Origin of the sequence: Bradyrhizobium septentrionale, from assembly GCF_011516645.4 — a bacterium.
In the GTDB taxonomy this organism is placed as follows: Bacteria; Pseudomonadota; Alphaproteobacteria; order Rhizobiales; family Xanthobacteraceae; genus Bradyrhizobium; species Bradyrhizobium septentrionale.
Genome location: NZ_CP088285.1, coordinates 3,177,890 through 3,195,653 on the forward strand (window position 1 = coordinate 3,177,890; position 17,764 = coordinate 3,195,653).

15 protein-coding genes, 1 tRNA gene and 4 pseudogenes are annotated in these 17,764 nt (G+C 62.9%); 10 read left to right on the forward strand and 10 right to left on the reverse strand.

All coding sequences use genetic code 11. From position 1 onward, the window contains the following. Positions 1 to 78 precede the first annotated feature (78 nt). Complete coding sequence (locus tag HAP48_RS16825) at positions 79 to 924, forward strand: class I SAM-dependent methyltransferase (protein ID WP_166212443.1); 846 nt, start codon at positions 79 to 81, stop codon at positions 922 to 924. A 150-nt stretch (positions 925 to 1,074) separates the two neighbouring features. Here HAP48_RS16825 and HAP48_RS16830 read toward each other — a convergent pair. Further along, positions 1,075 to 1,147: transfer RNA gene (locus HAP48_RS16830), tRNA-Ser, on the reverse strand. 209 nt (positions 1,148 to 1,356) lie between these two features. Here HAP48_RS16830 and HAP48_RS16835 point away from each other — a divergent pair. From HAP48_RS16835 to HAP48_RS16850, 4 genes are all read left to right on the forward strand, one after another. After that, positions 1,357 to 1,533, forward strand: a complete 177-nt coding sequence (locus tag HAP48_RS16835; protein WP_029079464.1) for a DUF3311 domain-containing protein — start codon at positions 1,357 to 1,359, stop codon at positions 1,531 to 1,533. Further along, entirely contained in the window at positions 1,523 to 3,013 is a 1,491-nt protein-coding gene (gene mctP, locus HAP48_RS16840; protein WP_166212441.1) for a monocarboxylate uptake permease MctP, read from the forward strand. Before HAP48_RS16835 ends, mctP begins: the two co-directional genes overlap by 11 nt. A gap of 150 nt (positions 3,014 to 3,163) precedes the next feature. Continuing rightward, positions 3,164 to 6,718 (forward strand): hybrid sensor histidine kinase/response regulator, encoded by a 3,555-nt coding sequence (locus HAP48_RS16845; protein WP_420869872.1) that lies wholly within the window; start codon positions 3,164 to 3,166, stop codon positions 6,716 to 6,718. Further along, positions 6,715 to 7,392, forward strand: coding sequence for a response regulator transcription factor (locus HAP48_RS16850; protein ID WP_035976470.1), 678 nt, complete (start codon positions 6,715 to 6,717; stop codon positions 7,390 to 7,392). The genes HAP48_RS16845 and HAP48_RS16850 overlap by 4 nt, the downstream gene beginning before the upstream one ends. 693 nt (positions 7,393 to 8,085) lie before the next feature. On the opposite strand, the gene HAP48_RS16855 is transcribed toward HAP48_RS16850, so the two are convergent. Next, a complete protein-coding gene (locus HAP48_RS16855; RefSeq protein ID WP_166212439.1) occupies positions 8,086 to 8,451 on the reverse strand; it encodes a winged helix-turn-helix transcriptional regulator in 366 nt (121 codons plus the stop codon). 108 nt (positions 8,452 to 8,559) lie between these two features. Here HAP48_RS16855 and HAP48_RS16860 point away from each other — a divergent pair, with 108 nt between their 5' ends. Beyond that, positions 8,560 to 9,486: a zinc-binding dehydrogenase gene (locus HAP48_RS16860; protein ID WP_166212436.1), complete on the forward strand. Its 927-nt coding sequence runs from the start codon at positions 8,560 to 8,562 to the stop codon at positions 9,484 to 9,486. A gap of 190 nt (positions 9,487 to 9,676) precedes the next feature. On the opposite strand, the pseudogene HAP48_RS16865 reads toward HAP48_RS16860, so the two are convergent. Beyond that, positions 9,677 to 9,769 (reverse strand): annotated as a pseudogene (locus HAP48_RS16865). 132 nt (positions 9,770 to 9,901) lie between these two features. Here HAP48_RS16865 and HAP48_RS16870 point away from each other — a divergent pair. From HAP48_RS16870 to groL, 3 genes and pseudogenes are all read left to right on the forward strand, one after another. Then, positions 9,902 to 10,485: pseudogene (locus tag HAP48_RS16870) on the forward strand (integrase arm-type DNA-binding domain-containing protein); the annotation flags it as partial. 195 nt (positions 10,486 to 10,680) lie between these two features. Next, positions 10,681 to 10,996 (forward strand): annotated as a pseudogene (locus HAP48_RS16875) (co-chaperone GroES). 138 nt (positions 10,997 to 11,134) lie between these two features. After that, entirely contained in the window at positions 11,135 to 12,781 is a 1,647-nt protein-coding gene (gene groL, locus HAP48_RS16880; RefSeq protein ID WP_166212433.1) for a chaperonin GroEL, read from the forward strand. A 17-nt stretch (positions 12,782 to 12,798) separates the two neighbouring features. On the opposite strand, the pseudogene HAP48_RS50750 reads toward groL, so the two are convergent. From HAP48_RS50750 to HAP48_RS16905, 6 genes and pseudogenes are all read right to left on the reverse strand, one after another. After that, a pseudogene (locus HAP48_RS50750) lies at positions 12,799 to 12,985 on the reverse strand (tetratricopeptide repeat protein); the annotation flags it as partial. An 85-nt stretch (positions 12,986 to 13,070) separates the two neighbouring features. Beyond that, entirely contained in the window at positions 13,071 to 14,744 is a 1,674-nt protein-coding gene (gene tnpC, locus HAP48_RS16885; protein ID WP_166205228.1) for an IS66 family transposase, read from the reverse strand. A 46-nt stretch (positions 14,745 to 14,790) separates the two neighbouring features. Beyond that, complete coding sequence (gene tnpB / locus HAP48_RS16890; protein WP_063676425.1) at positions 14,791 to 15,138, reverse strand: IS66 family insertion sequence element accessory protein TnpB; 348 nt, start codon at positions 15,136 to 15,138, stop codon at positions 14,791 to 14,793. Next, positions 15,135 to 15,530 carry an IS66-like element accessory protein TnpA gene (tnpA, locus tag HAP48_RS16895; RefSeq protein WP_166202956.1) on the reverse strand — a complete coding sequence of 132 codons (396 nt, stop codon included), beginning with the start codon at positions 15,528 to 15,530 and terminating at the stop codon, positions 15,135 to 15,137. Before tnpA ends, tnpB begins: the two co-directional genes overlap by 4 nt. Before the next feature lie 193 nt (positions 15,531 to 15,723). Further along, entirely contained in the window at positions 15,724 to 15,957 is a 234-nt protein-coding gene (locus tag HAP48_RS16900) for a hypothetical protein (RefSeq protein ID WP_166212430.1), read from the reverse strand. 348 nt (positions 15,958 to 16,305) lie between these two features. Next, positions 16,306 to 16,677 (reverse strand): signal transduction histidine kinase, encoded by a 372-nt coding sequence (locus HAP48_RS16905; RefSeq protein ID WP_166212427.1) that lies wholly within the window; start codon positions 16,675 to 16,677, stop codon positions 16,306 to 16,308. Positions 16,678 to 17,240: 563 nt separating this feature from the next. Here HAP48_RS16905 and HAP48_RS16910 point away from each other — a divergent pair. Continuing rightward, positions 17,241 to 17,525, forward strand: coding sequence for a cupin domain-containing protein (locus tag HAP48_RS16910; RefSeq protein ID WP_224496485.1), 285 nt, complete (start codon positions 17,241 to 17,243; stop codon positions 17,523 to 17,525). 50 nt (positions 17,526 to 17,575) lie between these two features. On the opposite strand, the gene HAP48_RS16915 is transcribed toward HAP48_RS16910, so the two are convergent. Continuing rightward, positions 17,576 to 17,758 carry a hypothetical protein gene (locus HAP48_RS16915; protein WP_224496486.1) on the reverse strand — a complete coding sequence of 61 codons (183 nt, stop codon included), beginning with the start codon at positions 17,756 to 17,758 and terminating at the stop codon, positions 17,576 to 17,578. Positions 17,759 to 17,764: the final 6 nt, after the last annotated feature.

Genomic DNA, 17,764 nt, shown 5'->3' on the forward strand with positions numbered 1-17,764 from the left:
ATCTTTACAGTGTAAGGATTATGCCCTATAGAGCGCTTGATCGCAATCGCGCGGAAGCGACCTCAGGGAAGGACTTGCATGCAGAATGGACAGCCCAGCCGTACGGCTCTAGGGGCGGCAATCCAGCGAGCCGCGCACCAGACTCTGGACGGCGCCGGGATCTTCAAGGATACTTTTGCCCGCTCTCTTCTTGGTCAGGAGGCCGGTGTCCTTATCGATGCCGTTTCGGTTGATCCCGCACAACGGCAGATGAGAATATTCATGGCTGCTCGCAGCCGTTTTGCCGAGGATTGTCTGGATGCCGCTGTTTCGCGTGGAGTCCGTCAGGTCGCAATTTTGGGAGCGGGGCTCGATACATTTTCACTACGAAATCCGCACGCTTCGCTGGGGTTGCGCGTATTCGAAGTCGATCATCCAACGACGCAAGCGTGGAAACGCGAACGCATCGCCGAAGCGGGCCTTGCCACACCTGCGTCACTGACATTTGCCCCAGTCGATTTCGAGCGTCAGAGCCTTGCCGAAGGGTTGATTGCCGCCGGATTTCAACCGGCCCAGCCCGCATTCTTCCTCTGGCTTGGAGTCGTGCCTTATCTGCGGCGTGACGCCATCTCCGCGATACTTCAGTTCATCGCGAGCGTGCCGAGGTCGGAGGTCGTGTTCGATTACTCCGAGCCCCTCGAAAATTATTCCCCCGAGCGCCGCGCAAACGTGGCTGCCGTAGCCGCGCGTACGGCCGCCATCGGAGAACCCTGGCTGAGCTATTTCGACCCATCGGAGTTGTCGAAGGATCTGCATGAACGAGGCTTTCAGGAACTGGAGGACCTTGGTCTCGCCGCCATCGCTGTTCGCTATCTTGGTGCTCCAAAGGGCGACGCAATGGGCGAAGCCGGACCGCATGTCATTCGCGCGCGACGCCTCGACTGATCGTCGAGGCGTCGTCGGCTCAGAGGCGAGCATCGAGCCTTTTTGAAAACCTCGCCGGCCCGGCTCACTGACGCATGGGGACGGCGTCTGGCGGCTACCGCCGCACCCATCGCCGTTGAAAGCGCAAACGGTGGGTTCTGGAGTGCCACTTGGCGCACCCGACACGATTCGAACGTGTGACCTTTGCCTTCGGAGCAAGCTAGGCTGCTGTACGCCAAAGTGCGATGGGGCTTTAAAGCTTCGCTATCCTGCAGCCGGCACAACCTCCGCTCGTCCTCGCGCGAGGGGCGACGAACTTCTGCCCGACGATACGAAAGTATGGGGGTGCCGCAGAGCGAATGTAGGGGGCAGAAAACAGCACCATCGGCGCTATAGCGTGCGCAAGTCGCGCGCAGCGAAGCGCGCATCATTCTCACGACAGGGGAGGAGAGCTTGATACGCCTGCTATTGCTGCTGCCGTTCATCGGGTTGATGATCGTGCCCTTCTACAACATCAAAGAGCCGATGCTGTTCGGTTTCCCGTTCTTCTATTGGTATCAGCTTGCCTGGGTGCCGCTGACCTCGCTCCTCACCTGGATCGTCTACAGGAGCGTGCGCAATGTTGAATGATGTCGACAGCGCGGCGCTCGCCGTTTTCATCGCCTTGTTCGTGCTCGTCACCGGCATGGGCTTCGTCGCCTCGCGCTGGCGCAAGCCGGAGACGCTCGCCCACCTCGACGAATGGGGCCTCGGTGGCCGCAAGTTCGGGACCTGGATCACCTGGTTCCTGGTCGGTGGCGATTTCTACACCGCCTATACCGTGATCGCCGTTCCGGCGCTGGTCTATGCGGTGGGCGCCTATGGCTTCTTTGCCTTGCCCTACACCATCATCGTCTATCCCTTCGTGTTCGCGGTGATGCCGGTGTTGTGGAAAGTCGCGAAGGACAAGGGTTACGTTACCGCCGGCGACGTGGTGCGTGGCCGCTACAATTCGCGCAGCCTCGAGCTTGCCGTGGCCGCCACCGGCGTGCTGGCGACGATGCCCTACATCGCGCTGCAGCTGATCGGCATGGAGGTCGCGATCAAGGCGCTCGGCCTGCACGGCGAGATTCCGCTCGTGCTCGCCTTCCTGGTGCTCGCGCTCTACACCTATTCGTCGGGCCTGCGCGCACCGGCGCTGATCGCCTTCGTCAAGGACATCATGATCTATATCGTGGTGATCGCCGCAATCGCGATCGTGCCGTCGAAGCTCGGCGGCTATGGCGAGATCTTCACCGCGGCGGACGCTGCCTTCAAGGCCAAAGGCTCCGGCGGCATCCTGCTGGCACCGGCGCAGGTGGTCCCCTATGCTTCGCTGGCGCTGGGTTCGGCGCTCGCGGCCTTCATGTATCCGCATACGCTGACCGGCATTTTCGCGTCATCGGGGGGCAACACCATCCGCAAGAACGCGGTGCTGCTGCCGGCCTACACGCTGCTGCTCGGCCTGCTGGCGCTGCTCGGCTATATGGGCCACGCGGCCGGACTGAAGCTCGCCAGCAACAATGACGTCGTGCCGGCGTTGTTCAAGATCCTGTTCCCGGGCTGGTTCGCGGGCTTTGCCTTCTCCGCGATCGCGATCGGCGCGCTGGTGCCGGCGGCGGTGATGAGCATCGGCGCCGCCAATTTGTTCACGCGCAATTTCTGGAAGGTCTGGATCAACCCGGCCGTCACGCCGGCTGGCGAGGCCAAGGTCGCCAAGATCACCTCGATGCTGGTGAAGGTCGGCGCGCTGCTCGCGATCCTGTTGATGCCGACGCAGTTCGCGCTCGACCTGCAGCTGCTCGGCGGTCTCTGGATCCTGCAGACGTTACCGGCGCTGGTGTTCGGGCTCTACCTGAACTGGTTCTCGAGCACGTCGCTGCTGGTCGGCTGGGCGGTCGGTCTGGTCGGCGGTTCGTTGCTCGCCTGGTCGGACGGTCTGAAGCCGCTGCACAGCATCGACTTCGGCGCGGGCAAGGTTGCCATCTACACCGGCCTCATCGCCCTCGTGGCCAATGTGGTGGTGGCGGTCGTGGTCAACCTGGCGCTCAGGGGGCTGTCGCAGCCGCGCCCGGCCAGCGAAGCGGCCTAAGCCAACGGCTCGATCGACGGCCGGGTCCCGAATCCGGCCGTCGATGCCCTCGGTTTTTGTCTTGACGCGCTTTGTTCACGCCAACCGGTGTCCACTTCGCTGGAAAACGCTCTAGTATCGGCGGCCCGCGACCTGTCGCGGGCCGATCTCGTGCGTGAGGTGTCCTTGCAGGGCTGGTTCGTTCTCGCAATCTCGGCGGCCTATGTGACCGCGCTGTTCCTGATCGCCTGGTGGGGCGACCGGCGCAGCGTCGACGGTCCGCTGGTGTCGCCGACATCGTGGACGGCCGCGGTCAGCTATTGCCTGACGCTCGCGGTCTACAACACCTCCTGGAGCTTCTACGGGTCGGTCGGCCGGGCCGCGACCAGCGGGCTCGACTTCGTCACCATCTATCTCGGCCCGACGCTGGTGCTGCTGTTCGCCCAGCCGCTGCTCGTCAAGGTGATCGCGATCGCCAAGGCGCAGAACGTGACCTCGATCGCCGATTTCATCGCCGCGCGCTACGGCAAGAGCCAGTCGTTGGCCGCGTTGGTGACCCTGGCCTCGCTGCTCGGCGTGCTGCCCTATATCGCGCTCCAGCTGAAGGCGGTCGGCAAGAGTTTCGACTATCTCATCCTGCAGCCGGAACGGGCCGGCGGCGCGGCGTTGCAGTTCTGGCAGGACTCCGCCTTTGGCGTCGCCGCATCGATGGCGCTGTTCGCGATCATCTTCGGCGTCCGCCATGTTCATGCCAGCGAGCATCATCGCGGATTGATGTTGGCGATCGCGTTCGAGAGCGTGGTCAAGCTGGTCGCGTTCCTGATCGTGGCGCTGTTCGTACTGTTCGGCATCGCCGGCGGACCGGGCGAGCTGCTGTCGCAGGTTCGTCTCGATCCGGAGCTCGCGCAGGTCCTGTCGCTCGATATCGGCCAGCCGCTCTGGCCGGCGACCATCATCATCTCGGCGATCGCCTTCCTGTGCCTGCCGCAGGCGTTCCATGTCGCGATCGTCGAGAACGAACAGCCCGCGCATACCCGCACCGCTGCGTGGCTCTATCCGCTCTATCTTGCGGCGTTCAGCTTGCTGATCCTGCCGATTGCCGCGACGGGCCTGGCCCGGTTCGGCGGCATGATGGATCCCGACACATACGTGATCTCGTTGCCGATCGCCTCAGATGCCAAGACCGTCAGCCTGATCGCATTCCTGGGCGGGCTGTCGGCCGCGACCGGCATGGTGATCATGACCGCGGTGGCGCTGAGTACGATGCTGTGCAACGACGTCATCATGCCGCTGCTGTTGCGCTGGCGCTTCCTCGGCGGGCGCGCGGCGAACTGGTCGGTGTCGCGCACGCTGATGGCGGTCCGCCGGTTCTCGATCGTCGGCATCCTCCTGCTGGCCTATCTGATGCACCGTCTGGTCAATCACGGCTATCCGCTGACGGTGATCGGCCTGTTGTCGTTCGTGGCGGTGGCGCAGTTCGGGCCGGCCTTCATCGGCGGCCTGTTCTGGCCGCGCGCCAACAAGGCCGGCGCCTCGGTCGGGATCGCGGTCGGCTTCGTGATCTGGGCCTATACGCTGCTGCTGCCGTCCGCCGGGCTGTTATGGCCGGCGCTCGCGCCGATCGCGCGCGATGGATTGCTGCCATGGCTCAAGCCGGGCGCGCTGTTCGGTCTCGAGGGGCTCGATCCGATCTCGCACGCCACGCTGTGGAGCCTCGGCGTCAATATCGCCTGCTTCGTGCTGTTCTCGCTGCTCGGACGGCAATCGACCATCGAGCGCAATCAGGCTGCGGCTTTCACGCAGGGCGCGGCGCGTGGCACCGCCCCGCCATTGTCGTCGCGCGTCCTGGTCCGGCTCGATGATCTGCGCGCGCTCGCGATCCGCTTTGTCGGCAGCGAACGCGGCGTGGCCGCCTTCGACGCCTATCTCGCCGCGCGCCGCGCCGGCCATGCGCCGGCGCTCGACCCGTCGGGCCTTGTCGATCTCGATTCGATCCGCTTCACGGAAAACCTGCTCGCCGGCGCCATCGGCGCGGCGTCGGCGCGCGTGGTGATCGCGGCCTCGCTCGAGGGCCATTCGCTGTCGCGGCGCGCGGCGATGGCGATGCTGGACGAGGCCTCCGAAGCGCTGCGCTTCAACCGCCACCTCCTGCAGAGCACGCTGGAGAGCGTGCCGCAGGGCATCTGCGCCTTCGACGCCGACTTCAACATCTCGGCATGGAACGGCCGCTTCATCGAGCTGCTCGATCTGCCGCGCGATCTCGTGCGCGTCGGCCTGCCGCTCGCCGATCTGATCGCCTTCAACGTCGACCGCGGCGAATACGCGGCGGCCGAGTTCTCCGCGCTGTTGGTCAATCGCGACGTCGCGACGCAAGTGTGGCCCTATGTCTACGAGCGCAAACGCCCGGACGGCACCGTGCTCGAAATCGTCTATGACCGCATCGCCGGCGGCGGCTACGTCTCGACCTATACCGACGTCACCGAACGGCATCGCGCCGCCGAGGCGCTGCGCCGGGCCAATGAGGATCTGGAGCTGCGCGTGCGTGAGCGGACAGAAGCGCTGGAGCGTGCCAAGGCGGACGCCGAGCACGCCAATCTCGGCAAGACGCGCTTCCTCGCAGCCGCCAGCCATGAGCTGCTGCAGCCGCTGAACGCGGCGCGGCTATTCCTGTCGGCGCTTGACGAAAGCTTGCGGGTACGGCCCAGCGCCGGCGACAAGGACCGGACGCTGGCCGGCAGCGCGATCACGGCGCTGCGCTCGACCGAGCATATGCTCGACACGCTGCTCGACATCTCCTCCTATGATTCCGGTGCGGTGCGCGCCGAGCCGGTCGATTTACCGATCGCCGATCTCCTGGCGCAGCTCAGCGTCGAGTTCGATGCCATGGCGCGTGAGCGCGGCCTGTCCTTGCACGTCGTTGATTGCGCCTGTGTGGTGCGGAGCGATCCGCATCTGCTGCGCAGAATCCTGCAGAATCTGTTGTCGAACGCGGTGCGCTACACGCCGAAGGGCCGTATCCTGCTGGGATGCCGGCGCAAGGCCGGCGCGCTCCGGATCGAGGTCTGGGACACCGGTATCGGCATCGCCGAGGCGGACCGCGACCGGATATTCGAGGAGTTCCAGCGGCTCGTGCCCGCGGCCGACAAGGGGCTCGGCCTCGGGCTTGCGATCGTCGACCGCATCTCGCGCCTGCTCGGACACACGGTCAACGTGCGCTCGCGTCCCGGCCACGGTTCCTGTTTTGCGGTCACCATACCCCTGGCGTCCGGTCCCGGTGCGACGCTGCGCCGCGCGCGCGCTGCGGCTGCGCCGCTGCCGGCCGAGCAACCGCTGACGATCCTGTGCCTCGACAACGATGCGACGATCCTGCAGGGGCTCATGGCGCTGCTCGGGGGCTGGGGCCATCATGTCGTGACCGCGACAGACCCGACCGCGGCGATGGCGGCAGCAACCGCCGGGCCGCCCGATGTCGTGCTGCTCGACCACCACCTTGACGGCGGCCGCAGCGGCCTCGATTTTCTTGACGATCTCAGGCGCGCATCGGCGTACAACGTGCGCGCGCTGCTGATCACCGGCGATCGCAGCGAGGAGGTTCGCAGCGCGGCGAAGGCGCGCGGCTGCGAGATCCTGCTCAAGCCGGTCAAGCCGGCTGCGCTGCGACGTTTCCTGAGCGGCGAGGCCTTGACCCGCCGGCTCGCCACCCATGAGGACCGTCACCCGGCATGACCACACGCATCGTCATCGGCGACGACCATCCGCTGGTGCAGGCCGCGCTGCAGAGCGCACTGTCGGCCGTGCTTCCAGATCTCGAGATCATTCCCTGCCAGTCGCTCGACGAGGTATTGGCGGCGGTGCCCGGCCGCATCGAGGAGATCGACCTGATCCTGCTCGACCTGACGATGCCGGGCATCCAGGGGTTTGCGGCGCTCTTCGTCCTGCTCGCACAGTTTCCGACAGTGCCGGTTGCGATCATCTCGGCGCGGCAGGATGCGGCCACGATCCGCCGCGCCATCGCCTATGGCGCCTCCGGCTATATCCCGAAATCGCTCGGCCTGCCGGCGATGGCGGACGCCATCACGCGCATCCTCGGCGGCGAAATCTGGATGCCGCCGAACATCGGCGGCCGGGGCTCGATCCAGAGCGAGGACGTGGAGCTAGCGGCGCGCGCGGCCTCGCTGTCGCCGCAGCAACTGCGCATCCTGGCGATGATCGTCGAAGGCAAGCTCAACAAGCAGATCGCGGCCGAAATCGGCATCGCCGAGCAGACCGTCAAGGGCCATGTCTCGACCATCCTGCGCAAGCTCGGGGTGGGATCGCGCACCCAGGCCGCCGTGCTGGCGGAGCGGCTGGCGTTCGGCAGCGCGCGAGGCGTTTCATCGCCTGCACAGCGAGAAGGGTGAAGGCGCCGAGGATATCCTCCTGGCTGCCGTCGCCGGCAAACAGGCTGAGAACGGAAATGTTCGTGGTTTTGTACGCAAATGGCGCACCACGGCCGATCAAGATGGGCACTATTGCTTCGCCGTTGCGCTATGATGCCGGAGCCTACCACGCACTCCAATTGGCCAGACTGCGATGGCCTGCGATTTCCCACTACCGCGGCAGTCTCCCGATGTCGCCAGAGCGTCCGCTTCCTCGTCGATAGCAAACGTGCTGATCCATCCAGGGGCGACGAGATGTGCCCAGAGCGGTTGCTCATAGCTCAGGAATCGGGTGATTGGGTTGATCCCAAGTTGGGTCTACTTCCCGAAATTAATGCTGTGACCGCACTCATAGCGACCGGTCGGATCGCGGGTCCGTAATTCGGAGATCCGGCGCCACGTTGCGTCCCATGCGCCCTCCTGCGTCAAAGGAGTGCGGGTTCCGTCCGCTTCGACCCTGATCACACCTTCCAGATCGGAAGCTCGACGCAGGCGGACTCGAAAAACGCATCCAGAAACGAAGCGGACCACCCGGAGTCCATGCCCATGCTCCGGTCTTTTTCCTCATGTCCAGAACTCACCAAACCCCAAGGGCAACTTGGCCCAAAGCCGTATTCGCAATACGCAATCCCGCCGCTCGACCTCGCGTCCCGTGGGCTGGTGCTGAGCTTGGCGCTAAGACTGCGCCGTATCGTAGCGCTCGCGGGCCGCCTCAATCTGCAGCATGTTGCCATAGGCCCAGTTGCGGATGACCGTCACGGCGTCGCCGAGGCTGCGCCCCAGCGGGGTCAGGGTATATTCCACCGTTACTGGCACGGTTGGATAAACCTCGCGCGAGACCATGCCGTCGCGCTCCAGGCCGCGCAACGTTTGCGTCAGCATCTTCTGCGTGACACCTCGGATACGGGCTCGGAGCTGAGAAAAGCGCAGCGTTCCATCGTCCAGCGCCAGCACCACCAGCATGGTCCATTTGTCGGCGATCCGTCCGAGCACCTGCCGCGTCGGGCAGGCATCCATCATGACATCGAAATCTACGTTCATTGGTATCCTTTCGGAACCTATACCACTTTCAAGTGCCTTCTTTCCAAAGAATACCAAGGATCCCACTCTTTGTCGTGAGGCGATTGGCCTCGTGACATGGAGCAGATCATGAAAGCCTTCATCCCATCGACGGATGCCCAGCGGCTGGTAGTGCTGGCGGACGTTCCCGAACCGAAGACGGCGCCTGACGAGGCGGTCGTCGAAGTGGCTGCCTTCTCCGTCAATCGCGGCGAGACCTTCCTGCTGGAGCGCCCATCTCAGGACTGGCGTCCGGGCAAGGACATCGCCGGAACGGTGCTGCGCGCAGCGGCGGACGGCTCTGGACCAGCTGTGGCCGAGCGGGTCGTAGCGCATCCGTCGTCGGCAGGCTGGGCCGAGCGGGTGGCGGTGAAGACCGCTCAGATCGCGACTCTGCCCGACACGGTGAGCGAGGTTGTTGCGGCGGCTCTACCTTTGGCGGGACTGACGGCGCTACGGCTGCTACGGGTGACGGGCCCGTTGGCAAGCCGCCGCGTTCTGATGACTGGCGCTTCGGGCGGGGTCGGGCACTTCTTCACCGAACTCGCGGCAATGGGCGGCGCAGAAGTAACCGTCGTGACCGGCTCTCCAGAGCGGGGGGCCCGCTTGAGAGAGCTCGGTGCAGCACATGTCGTGCATGACGTGGCCGACGCTGAGGCGCCGTTCGATGTGGTGCTGGAATCGGTTGGGGGCACATCTTTGCAAGCGGGCCTCGTCAAACTCCGTCCACGCGGCGCGCTGATCTGGTTCGGCCAAGCGAGCCGGGTAGCACCCTCAATCGATTTCTTTCGGTTTTGGGAGGGGCCAGCGTCGGGTACGATCCGCCACTTTCACTATACCGATAGCGATGTGCTGGACGGGCGTGATTTGCAGACGCTTGTGCAGTTCGTCGCCAGTGGACGGCTTCATCCAGAGATCGGCCTGGTATCGGATTGGGAGAACACCGATCAAGTGCTGCGCACGCTGCGCGACCGAGGCGTTCGCGGCAATGCCGTGCTCACCCGAACCGTCCGATGAAAGGAGCGGCGTGCAGACCCGTGCAACGCTCAGGCCGACTCGGACGATCGAGTGCTATGAGCGCCACGCGCTCTGTGTCATCCGTCGCTAAACGGCGATTCCGGAGGCGATCGAGTCGTTCGACGTAAGCCACGAGGTAGCGCTACACGACGGTGGAAAACTCGCACGGCCATTCTGAATGGTGGCAGTTTGGCGCACCCGACACGATTCGAACGTGTGACCTTTGCCTTCGGAGCAAGATAACGTGCCCATCCGAAAAATGCGATAGGGCACGCTACGCTACGCTATCCAACTGAAGCAGCTGGATATTCTCAAACACACAAGCGACGTTCCTATCCGAAAACACGCCCCGATTTTCTCCCGCGTGCTTACGCACTGCTTACGCGAGAGATCGTGCCCGGAATGAAGGAATGTCATGGTCAAGATCACGAAGAGGGTTGTCGAGGCGGCGGAGGCCCGGGAGAAGACTACGTCATCTGGGACGGCGAACTGCCTGGCTTCGGACTCCGCATCTTCACTTCGGGCAAGCGAAGCTACGTCATCCTGTATCGAATAAGAGGTCGCTCGCGTCGCTATACAATTGGGCTTCACGGAGCCTGGGCGCCAGAGACTGCACGCCGAGAGGCAAAGGTGCAACTTGGTCGGGTCGCTGGGGGTGATGATCCCGTTGAAGATCGTCAGCTCGATCACAAGGCGATCACTGTGAAGGAGCTCTGCGTCCGCTATCTCGCTGACCTCCAGGCCGGGCTCATCCTCGGAAAAGGCTGGCGACCGAAGAAGCCGTCGACAATCACCGCCGACACTGGCCGCATTGAGCGTCACATCATTCCGCTCATAGGGACCCGGCGGGTCAAGGATCTCACCAAGACCGACATCAACAAGGTCCTCAAAGACATCATGGCCGGAAAGACGCGGGTTTCGGTCAAGACCAAGAAGCTGCGCGGCAGAGCAATTGTCAGGGGCGGTGCGGGAACGGCCACGCGCACAGTGGTTCTCCTACTTTGCCTGGTAGCCATCGTCCCGGGCCTTCCTCGTCAAGAAACTCAAGTTGAAGTTTAGCATTCTTGGTCGTAGTCCCTGCGCCCAGTGTCACAGCCCTTGTGCCCCGGTGTCGCAGGCTTATGTGAGGGCGGCTAGCACTCGCTCATTGCGACTGCCAATCCAGAAATAATCACAAAAGCCGAGGAGGATCGCATGAAATTCCGTCCGCTCCACGACCGCGTCGTGGTCAAACGCATCGACGCCGAAGGGAAGACCGCAGGCGGCATCATCATCCCGGACACTGCCAAGGAAAAGCCCTCGCAGGGCGAAGTCATCGCCGTGGGCCCAGGTGGCCGCGACGAAGGGCAAGTTGATTCCGATCGACCTCAAGGTCGGCGACCGCGTGCTGTTCGGCAAATGGTCGGGCACCGAGATCAAGATCGATGGCCAGGAACTGTTGATCATGAAGGAAAGCGACATCATGGGCGTCCTCACCGACCTTCCCACGGCCAAAAAGAAGGCCGCCTGAGCGCTAGCCAGTTTTCCTTATCCTGAGGATTCGGCGCAGCCGGGTTCTCGAAGGATGAGGCCGCAATTGAAATCTCATCCTTCAAGAGCGCCCAGTCGCGCGGTCTTGGGATCTGACCAGTTGAAAGCGGAGATCATTATGTCAGCCAAAGAAGTCAAATTCGGCGTCGATGCCCGCGACCGCATGCTGCGCGGCGTCGAAATCCTCAACAACGCGGTAAAGGTGACGCTCGGTCCGAAGGGCCGCAACGTCGTTCTCGACAAGTCGTTCGGCGCACCGCGCATCACCAAGGACGGCGTCACCGTCGCCAAGGAAATCGAGCTTGAAGACAAGTTCGAGAACATGGGCGCGCAGATGGTGCGCGAAGTCGCCTCCAAGTCGGCAGACGCAGCCGGCGACGGCACCACCACCGCAACCGTGCTCACGGCTGCGATCGTTCGTGAAGGCGCCAAGTCGGTTGCCGCCGGCATGAACCCGATGGACCTGAAGCGCGGTATCGACCTGGCGGTGGAAGCCGTGGTCGCCGACCTCGTCAAGAATTCCAAGAAGGTCACCTCGAACGAGGAAATCGCCCAGGTCGGCACCATCTCTGCCAACGGCGACGCCGAAATCGGCAAGTTCCTTTCCGACGCCATGAAGAAGGTCGGCAACGAGGGTGTCATCACGGTTGAGGAAGCCAAGTCGCTGGAGACCGAACTCGAGGTGGTCGAGGGCATGCAGTTCGATCGCGGCTACATCTCGCCCTACTTCGTCACCAACGCCGACAAGATGCGCGTTGAAATGGATGATGTCTACATTCTCGTCTACGAGAAGAAGCTGTCCTCGCTGAACGAGTTGCTGCCGCTGCTCGAGGCCGTGGTGCAGACCGGCAAGCCGCTGGTCATCGTCGCTGAAGACGTCGAAGGCGAGGCGCTCGCCACCCTGGTCGTCAACCGCCTGCGTGGCGGGTTGAAGGTCGCGGCCGTCAAGGCACCGGGGTTCGGCGATCGCCGCAAGGCCATGCTGCAGGACATCGCGGTCCTGACCGGCGGCCAGGCGATCTCGGAAGATCTCGGCATCAAGCTCGAGAACGTCACGCTGCAGATGCTTGGCCGCGCCAAGAAGGTGATGATCGACAAGGAAAACACCACGATCGTCAACGGCGCCGGCAAGAAGGCCGACATCGAGGCCCGCATTGCCCAGATCAAGGCGCAGATCGAGGAAACCACCTCGGACTACGACCGCGAGAAGCTGCAGGAGCGTCTGGCCAAGCTCGCGGGCGGCGTCGCAGTGATCCGCGTCGGCGGCGCGACTGAAGTCGAGGTGAGGGAGCGCAAGGATCGCGTGGATGACGCGATGCATGCGACCCGCGCGGCCGTCGAGGAAGGCATCGTGCCGGGCGGCGGCGTCGCCCTGCTCCGTGCCTCCCAGCACCTCAAGGGGCTTCGCGCCAAGAACGACGACCAGAAGACCGGCGTCGAGATCGTGCGCAAGGCACTTTCCTATCCGGCCCGCCAGATCGCGATGAATGCGGGTGAAGACGGCTCCGTCATTGTCGGCAAGATTCTCGAGAAGGACCAGTACGCCTACGGCTTCGACTCGCAGACGGGCGAGTACGGCAACCTGGTCGCCAAAGGCATCATCGATCCGACCAAGGTGGTTCGCGTAGCGATCCAGAACGCGGCCTCCGTCGCGGCACTGCTGATCACCACCGAAGCCATGGTGGCCGAGGTGCCGAAGAAGAACGCAGGCGGCGGCATGCCTGCGGGTGGTGGCATGGGCGGCATGGGTAGTATGGATTTCTAAGTCCAACCGTGCAGCGTTCAAAAGAAAAAGAAAGGCCCGGCAGCGATGCCCGGCCTTTCTGCATTTTCGTGCGTTTGATCGCGGTTGCCCTGCTCAATTTGCCACAGGCCGTAATACTGACGTCAGTAAACGGTTCGGATCGGCTTTCAGCGCGCGCTCGTACCAGACCTGCGAGAATTTGTAGTCGCCGGGCTTGCGATAGGAAGTACGCATACGACGGAGGCCGCCTGATTGACGCATGCGCGCGGGCACGGCGAGGTCTATGATGGCATTGGGTGAAGGGTGAAGGTCAGGCGGCCTGCTGATTGGCTGGCTTGTCGGCCTGGCGCAGGAGCTTCCATTCCCAGGGCAAGAGCTCGTGCAGACGCGATGCGGGATGATCGGCGATACGGGCCAGGACGTCGGCGAGCCAGGCCTTGGGATCGACGTCGTTGAGGCGACAGGTCGTGATCATCGTCAGCATGATGGCGGCACGGTCGGCGCCGCGTTGGCTGCCGGCGAAGGTCCAGTTGCGCCTTCCCAAGGCGATGCCTCTCAATGCGCGCTCAGCGCAATTGTTGGTCAAGCAGATCCTGCCGTCGTCGAGGAAGCGGGCGAAGCCGTCCCAGCGCCTGAGCATGTAGTTAATCGGCTTCAGGACCTCGGAGGAACGCGAGAGGGTTTCGCGCTCGCGGAGCAGCCAGGCATGCATGTCCTCGAGAAGTGACTTACTCTGTTCCTGGCGAGCGGCACGCCGCTCGCCGGCACCGCGGCCGTTGATGGCGCGCTCGATCTCGAACAACGTATCGAGGCGTCTGACAGCCTCCAGCGCGATCGGGGAGACCGGTTTGCCTTTCTTGCCTTCCCGAGCATTTTTCTCGATATCAGCCAGCTCGAAGAAGCCCCGCCGCGCATGGGCCACGCAAAACGCCGGCGTAATCGGCAGCGCCTTCTTCTGCGGGTCGAACAGCGGCTCGAAGCCGCTGTAGCAATCCGCCTGCAAGATGCCGGCGAAGGCGGCCAGATGTCTCTGTGGATGCTCGCCTCGTCGGTCGCTCGAGGCGTAATAGACCGCTGCCGGCGGCGCAGGCCCGGCGAACGGCCGGTCATCCCGCACATAAGTCCAGATCCGCCCGGTCGTGCACTTGCCCTTCGCCAGAATACGGATGGTGGTGTCGTCGCCATGAAGGCGCTCGGCAGCGAGCACGTGGCGTTCGATCAAGTGGAAGAGCGGCATGACGGCGAAGGTCCCGTGGCCGACCTGGTCGGCCAGCGTCGACAACGGCAGGTCGATCCCCTCGGCCTTAAAGCGCGCACTCTGGCGGTTGAGCGGGATATGCATGCCGAACTTGTCGAACAGGATCGTCGCCAGCAATTGTGGGCCGATGAAGCCGCGCGGCGTGGCATGGAACGGCGCGGGCGGCTGGCTGATCTTCTCGCAATCGCGGCAGGTGAACTTCTCGCGTACCGTCTCGATCAGCTTGAAGCGGCGCGGGATCTCCTCCAGCGTCTTGGTCACATCCTCACCGATCTTCGCCAGCCGCGATCCACCGCAGCAGGCGCAGGTCGTTGGAGTCTCAATGACGACGCGCTCGCGTTCGATATCGTCAGGCCATGGCTTGCGCACCGGCCGCTTGCGCATGAAGGGGCGGACGTTCTGCGTCTTCGCCGCTGCGGCCTGTGCGGCAAGCTCATCCTCGCTCGCCGTGGTGACGAGTTCTTCGAGCTCCAACTCCAACTGCTCGAGCAGCCGTGCCGAGCGCTCGGATCGCTGCCCGTGCAGTTCGCGTTTCAGCTTCTCGATGCGCAACTCGAGATGAGCGATCAGCGCCTCGGTATCCGACAGTTTCGCCTGCGCATTCGCGGCTTGCGCCTGCCAGTTGGCGGCCTTCGCCTCGGCTTTCTGTCGCGCCTCACGCTCGGCCTGCAGCGCCGCCAGGGCACTGACAAGGTCCGATGGAAGATCATCCGGCTTCGATATCATGGAGCCATTGAATCAGATCGAGCAGCAGATTCAAACCGTAAAACGACTATCCGACCCGCGTCGGACGCTGGGTTTCTTGAGGGTTGCGCCAATCGATCCCGGACAACAGATAGCTCAACTGCGCCGGAGAGATCGTTACCGATTCACCAGCAACCGATGGCCAGATGAACCTGCCTCTCTCGAGTCTTTTGGTGAACAAGCAGGCGCCCTGGCCATCGTGCCAAATGACCTTCAATAGATCACCGCGTTTGCCCCGGAAGCAGAAAAGACCGCCGCCCATGGCGTCGCGCTTGAGCACTTCCTGCACGCGCAGAGCCAGGCTCGGAAAGCCGCACCGCATGTCGGTATGGCCCGTCGCCAGCCACACCCGCACGCCCGTCGGGATCGGGATCATCGGCGCGCCAGGCCCCGAGCAATTCGAACGACCGCCTCGATATCCGCACCGGGGCCGAAGACCACGCGCAGCCCCTGAGGGCTCACGATTTCGATCTGACCTGTCTCGACAGCTTCCGTCGTTGGCGGCGTACTTGCCGCAACTATCGCAGGGACGAATGTCGGGCCGATCGAATCCTCTTCGGCCGGATCATGACAGGTCCAAGCCTTGCGCCAGCTCAGCAGAAGCTGACGTGATATCCCATACCGGCGAGCCGTCGCCGACACCAGTCGTGGCCCCGAGAAGCTCTCCTCTACGATTCTGAGCTTCTCCGCACGCGTCCAGCGTCGCCGCCGACCGGTCTCCACCAAATCCATGCGGCTCAGCACCGCACTGTCCTTATGTCCGTCCATAAGGACAGTCAGCTACAGATCGGAAAAACTCGCAAGACGGCCGCCCTCGGACGGATACGATAGGAATAGCCGGTCAGATTGCTCACGTTCGGGTGATCGTCGTGGCCAAGTGCCTTTAACTGCTCGCCTGCGTCTGGACAGAGTTGAATTGCAGTAACGCTGCTTCCTTCGTCATGCCGGCTGCGCGACCAAGTCATAGATCGCGTCGCGGATCATCCGTGGGATGAATTGGAAGATCCATGTCCACTGTAGAGTCGGGAACGAAAGTATCGGCTACATAGTTTTTATCGACCGAACCAAACCGGATAATAGTGTGCGTATAAATCCAGCCACCCGGCACTCTGAAACGAAATATGGTTTCGTCATACTGACCGGAGACATGATCTTTAAAGACTTCTTCGTGCGCGTGAAGCTTTTGCTTAGGCATGAACACCTTTCGAGTGCCGCGGCCAATAGCTACCAAAATCAACTGACTCGCCACGCTTCAAAGACAAAGCTGCGAGGCGGTTGACTTGCTCACCGTTCGACAGACGGCCGTTATCCCTCTCCAAGACCGCTCTTGAGCGTACCGCAAGAGGTACGCACCGGCGATGTGGTGATGGATGTCTTCCAGTCGATCCATCCAGGTCGTCCATGGCAGCGGAGCTGAATTGCGCATGCCACTTCCAAACCACCATCCGGTCATAGTCGTAGGGCCGAAATCCTCCTCGCGTGAGCGGCATGTCACAAGACCTTCTTCTTACGAAACATCCGCCATCTGTTCGCGGGGCAGATCTCAAGCCAGCCTATGAAATGCCGGCGGCAAAGGCTCGCGCACGAGTTCACTTAGATTTAGAACCTCGCCGCTTTCCGTGATGTCCGAGACCAGAACCTCGACAAAGGGATGCTGGCGGTTGGCCGCGGCGCCGCGCTGGTATTTCGCGCTCACGATCCGCTCAAGCGCCGCAAGGTTCAGCTTGCCAAGCGCGTTGTATTGACTGCGGAACAGACTTTGTCTTCCACCAAGGTGCTCAATCGACTCGGCCCAGACGTCCATCACCTTGCGGCCTATGAACGCTTCGACCGGTTCAGTTCCATCTCGGGCAAAAAGTCGCAACCCGTCCATGGCATGCAGTCCGTCATCGACGCGGAATTGTGTAAGGGACATGGAGTCCTCCTCTTGTAGGCGTACGTTCACGCCGCGACTCGTCGCGGAACGCGGCCTTTGCCCACCACGACGGTGCGGCGGCGCCTCAATGGGGCATCGCGCCGGATATCCGCTGCCGCGGCATCACCACTGGATAATGACCGCTCCTGCAATCATCAGACCGAGGAAAACCGGCACCATTACTGGAGGGACGATCCACTCATGCAGTTTGAATTTTGGGATGGTGGACATACTGACCTCCCTCTCTGCGGCGGGAGTACAGGTCTCTCAGTCACCGATAGCAGCCAAGGGTGGACGGTGATAACTGCAGCAGACGCCCTTTCTTGCACGATGTCGAGAGAAATCGCCAAGGCAATGGCTGTAAGCACTGCTTCTACTATAGCGACCGCGCATCGCGAAAAGCTTGCTATTGGATGCACCAATCTCCATATCATCGATAGCGTCACCGGCTTCCTGCAAGAAGGCGTGTCCGGAGACGCGACGCCTTAGCCAAAAAAATCGTAATCGACGAGATCGAGCAGCGGCACGTCGCTCCGGGGTGCGCGTAACGCGTCAGGACAACCATGCCCATCGAACACGCTTCCGTGCGGGCCGTGCACAAGCCCTGGGGCGTCAGCCATCTCCAGCCATGGAGCGACATCGACGGCACGGGTGACGCCGTGGGGGAGCTGTGGTTCGGTCGAGCCGACAAGAACGCTCCTGTCCCTGCGTTGCTGCTCAAGCTGTTGTTCACAAGCGGGCCATTGTCCATCCAGGTCCATCCGGACGACACCTTCGCGCGCGCGAAGGGGATGCCGAACGGTAAGAGCGAAGCTTGGTACATCATCTCGGTGGAGCCGGGCGCGTAGATCGGCATCGGTTTGAAGCACCGGGTGACGCCACAGGGGAATTGCGGGCGTCAATCGCCAATGGCTCGATCGTCGACCTGGTTCAATGGCGTCCAGTTGCGAAAGGCGATGTCATCTCCATTCCCGCCGGCACCATTCACGCCCTCGGCGCCGGCATTGTGCTGGCCGAATTTCAGCAGCGCAGCGACACCACGTTCCGCCTGTTCGACTATGACAGAGCGCGTGAATTGCACATCGAA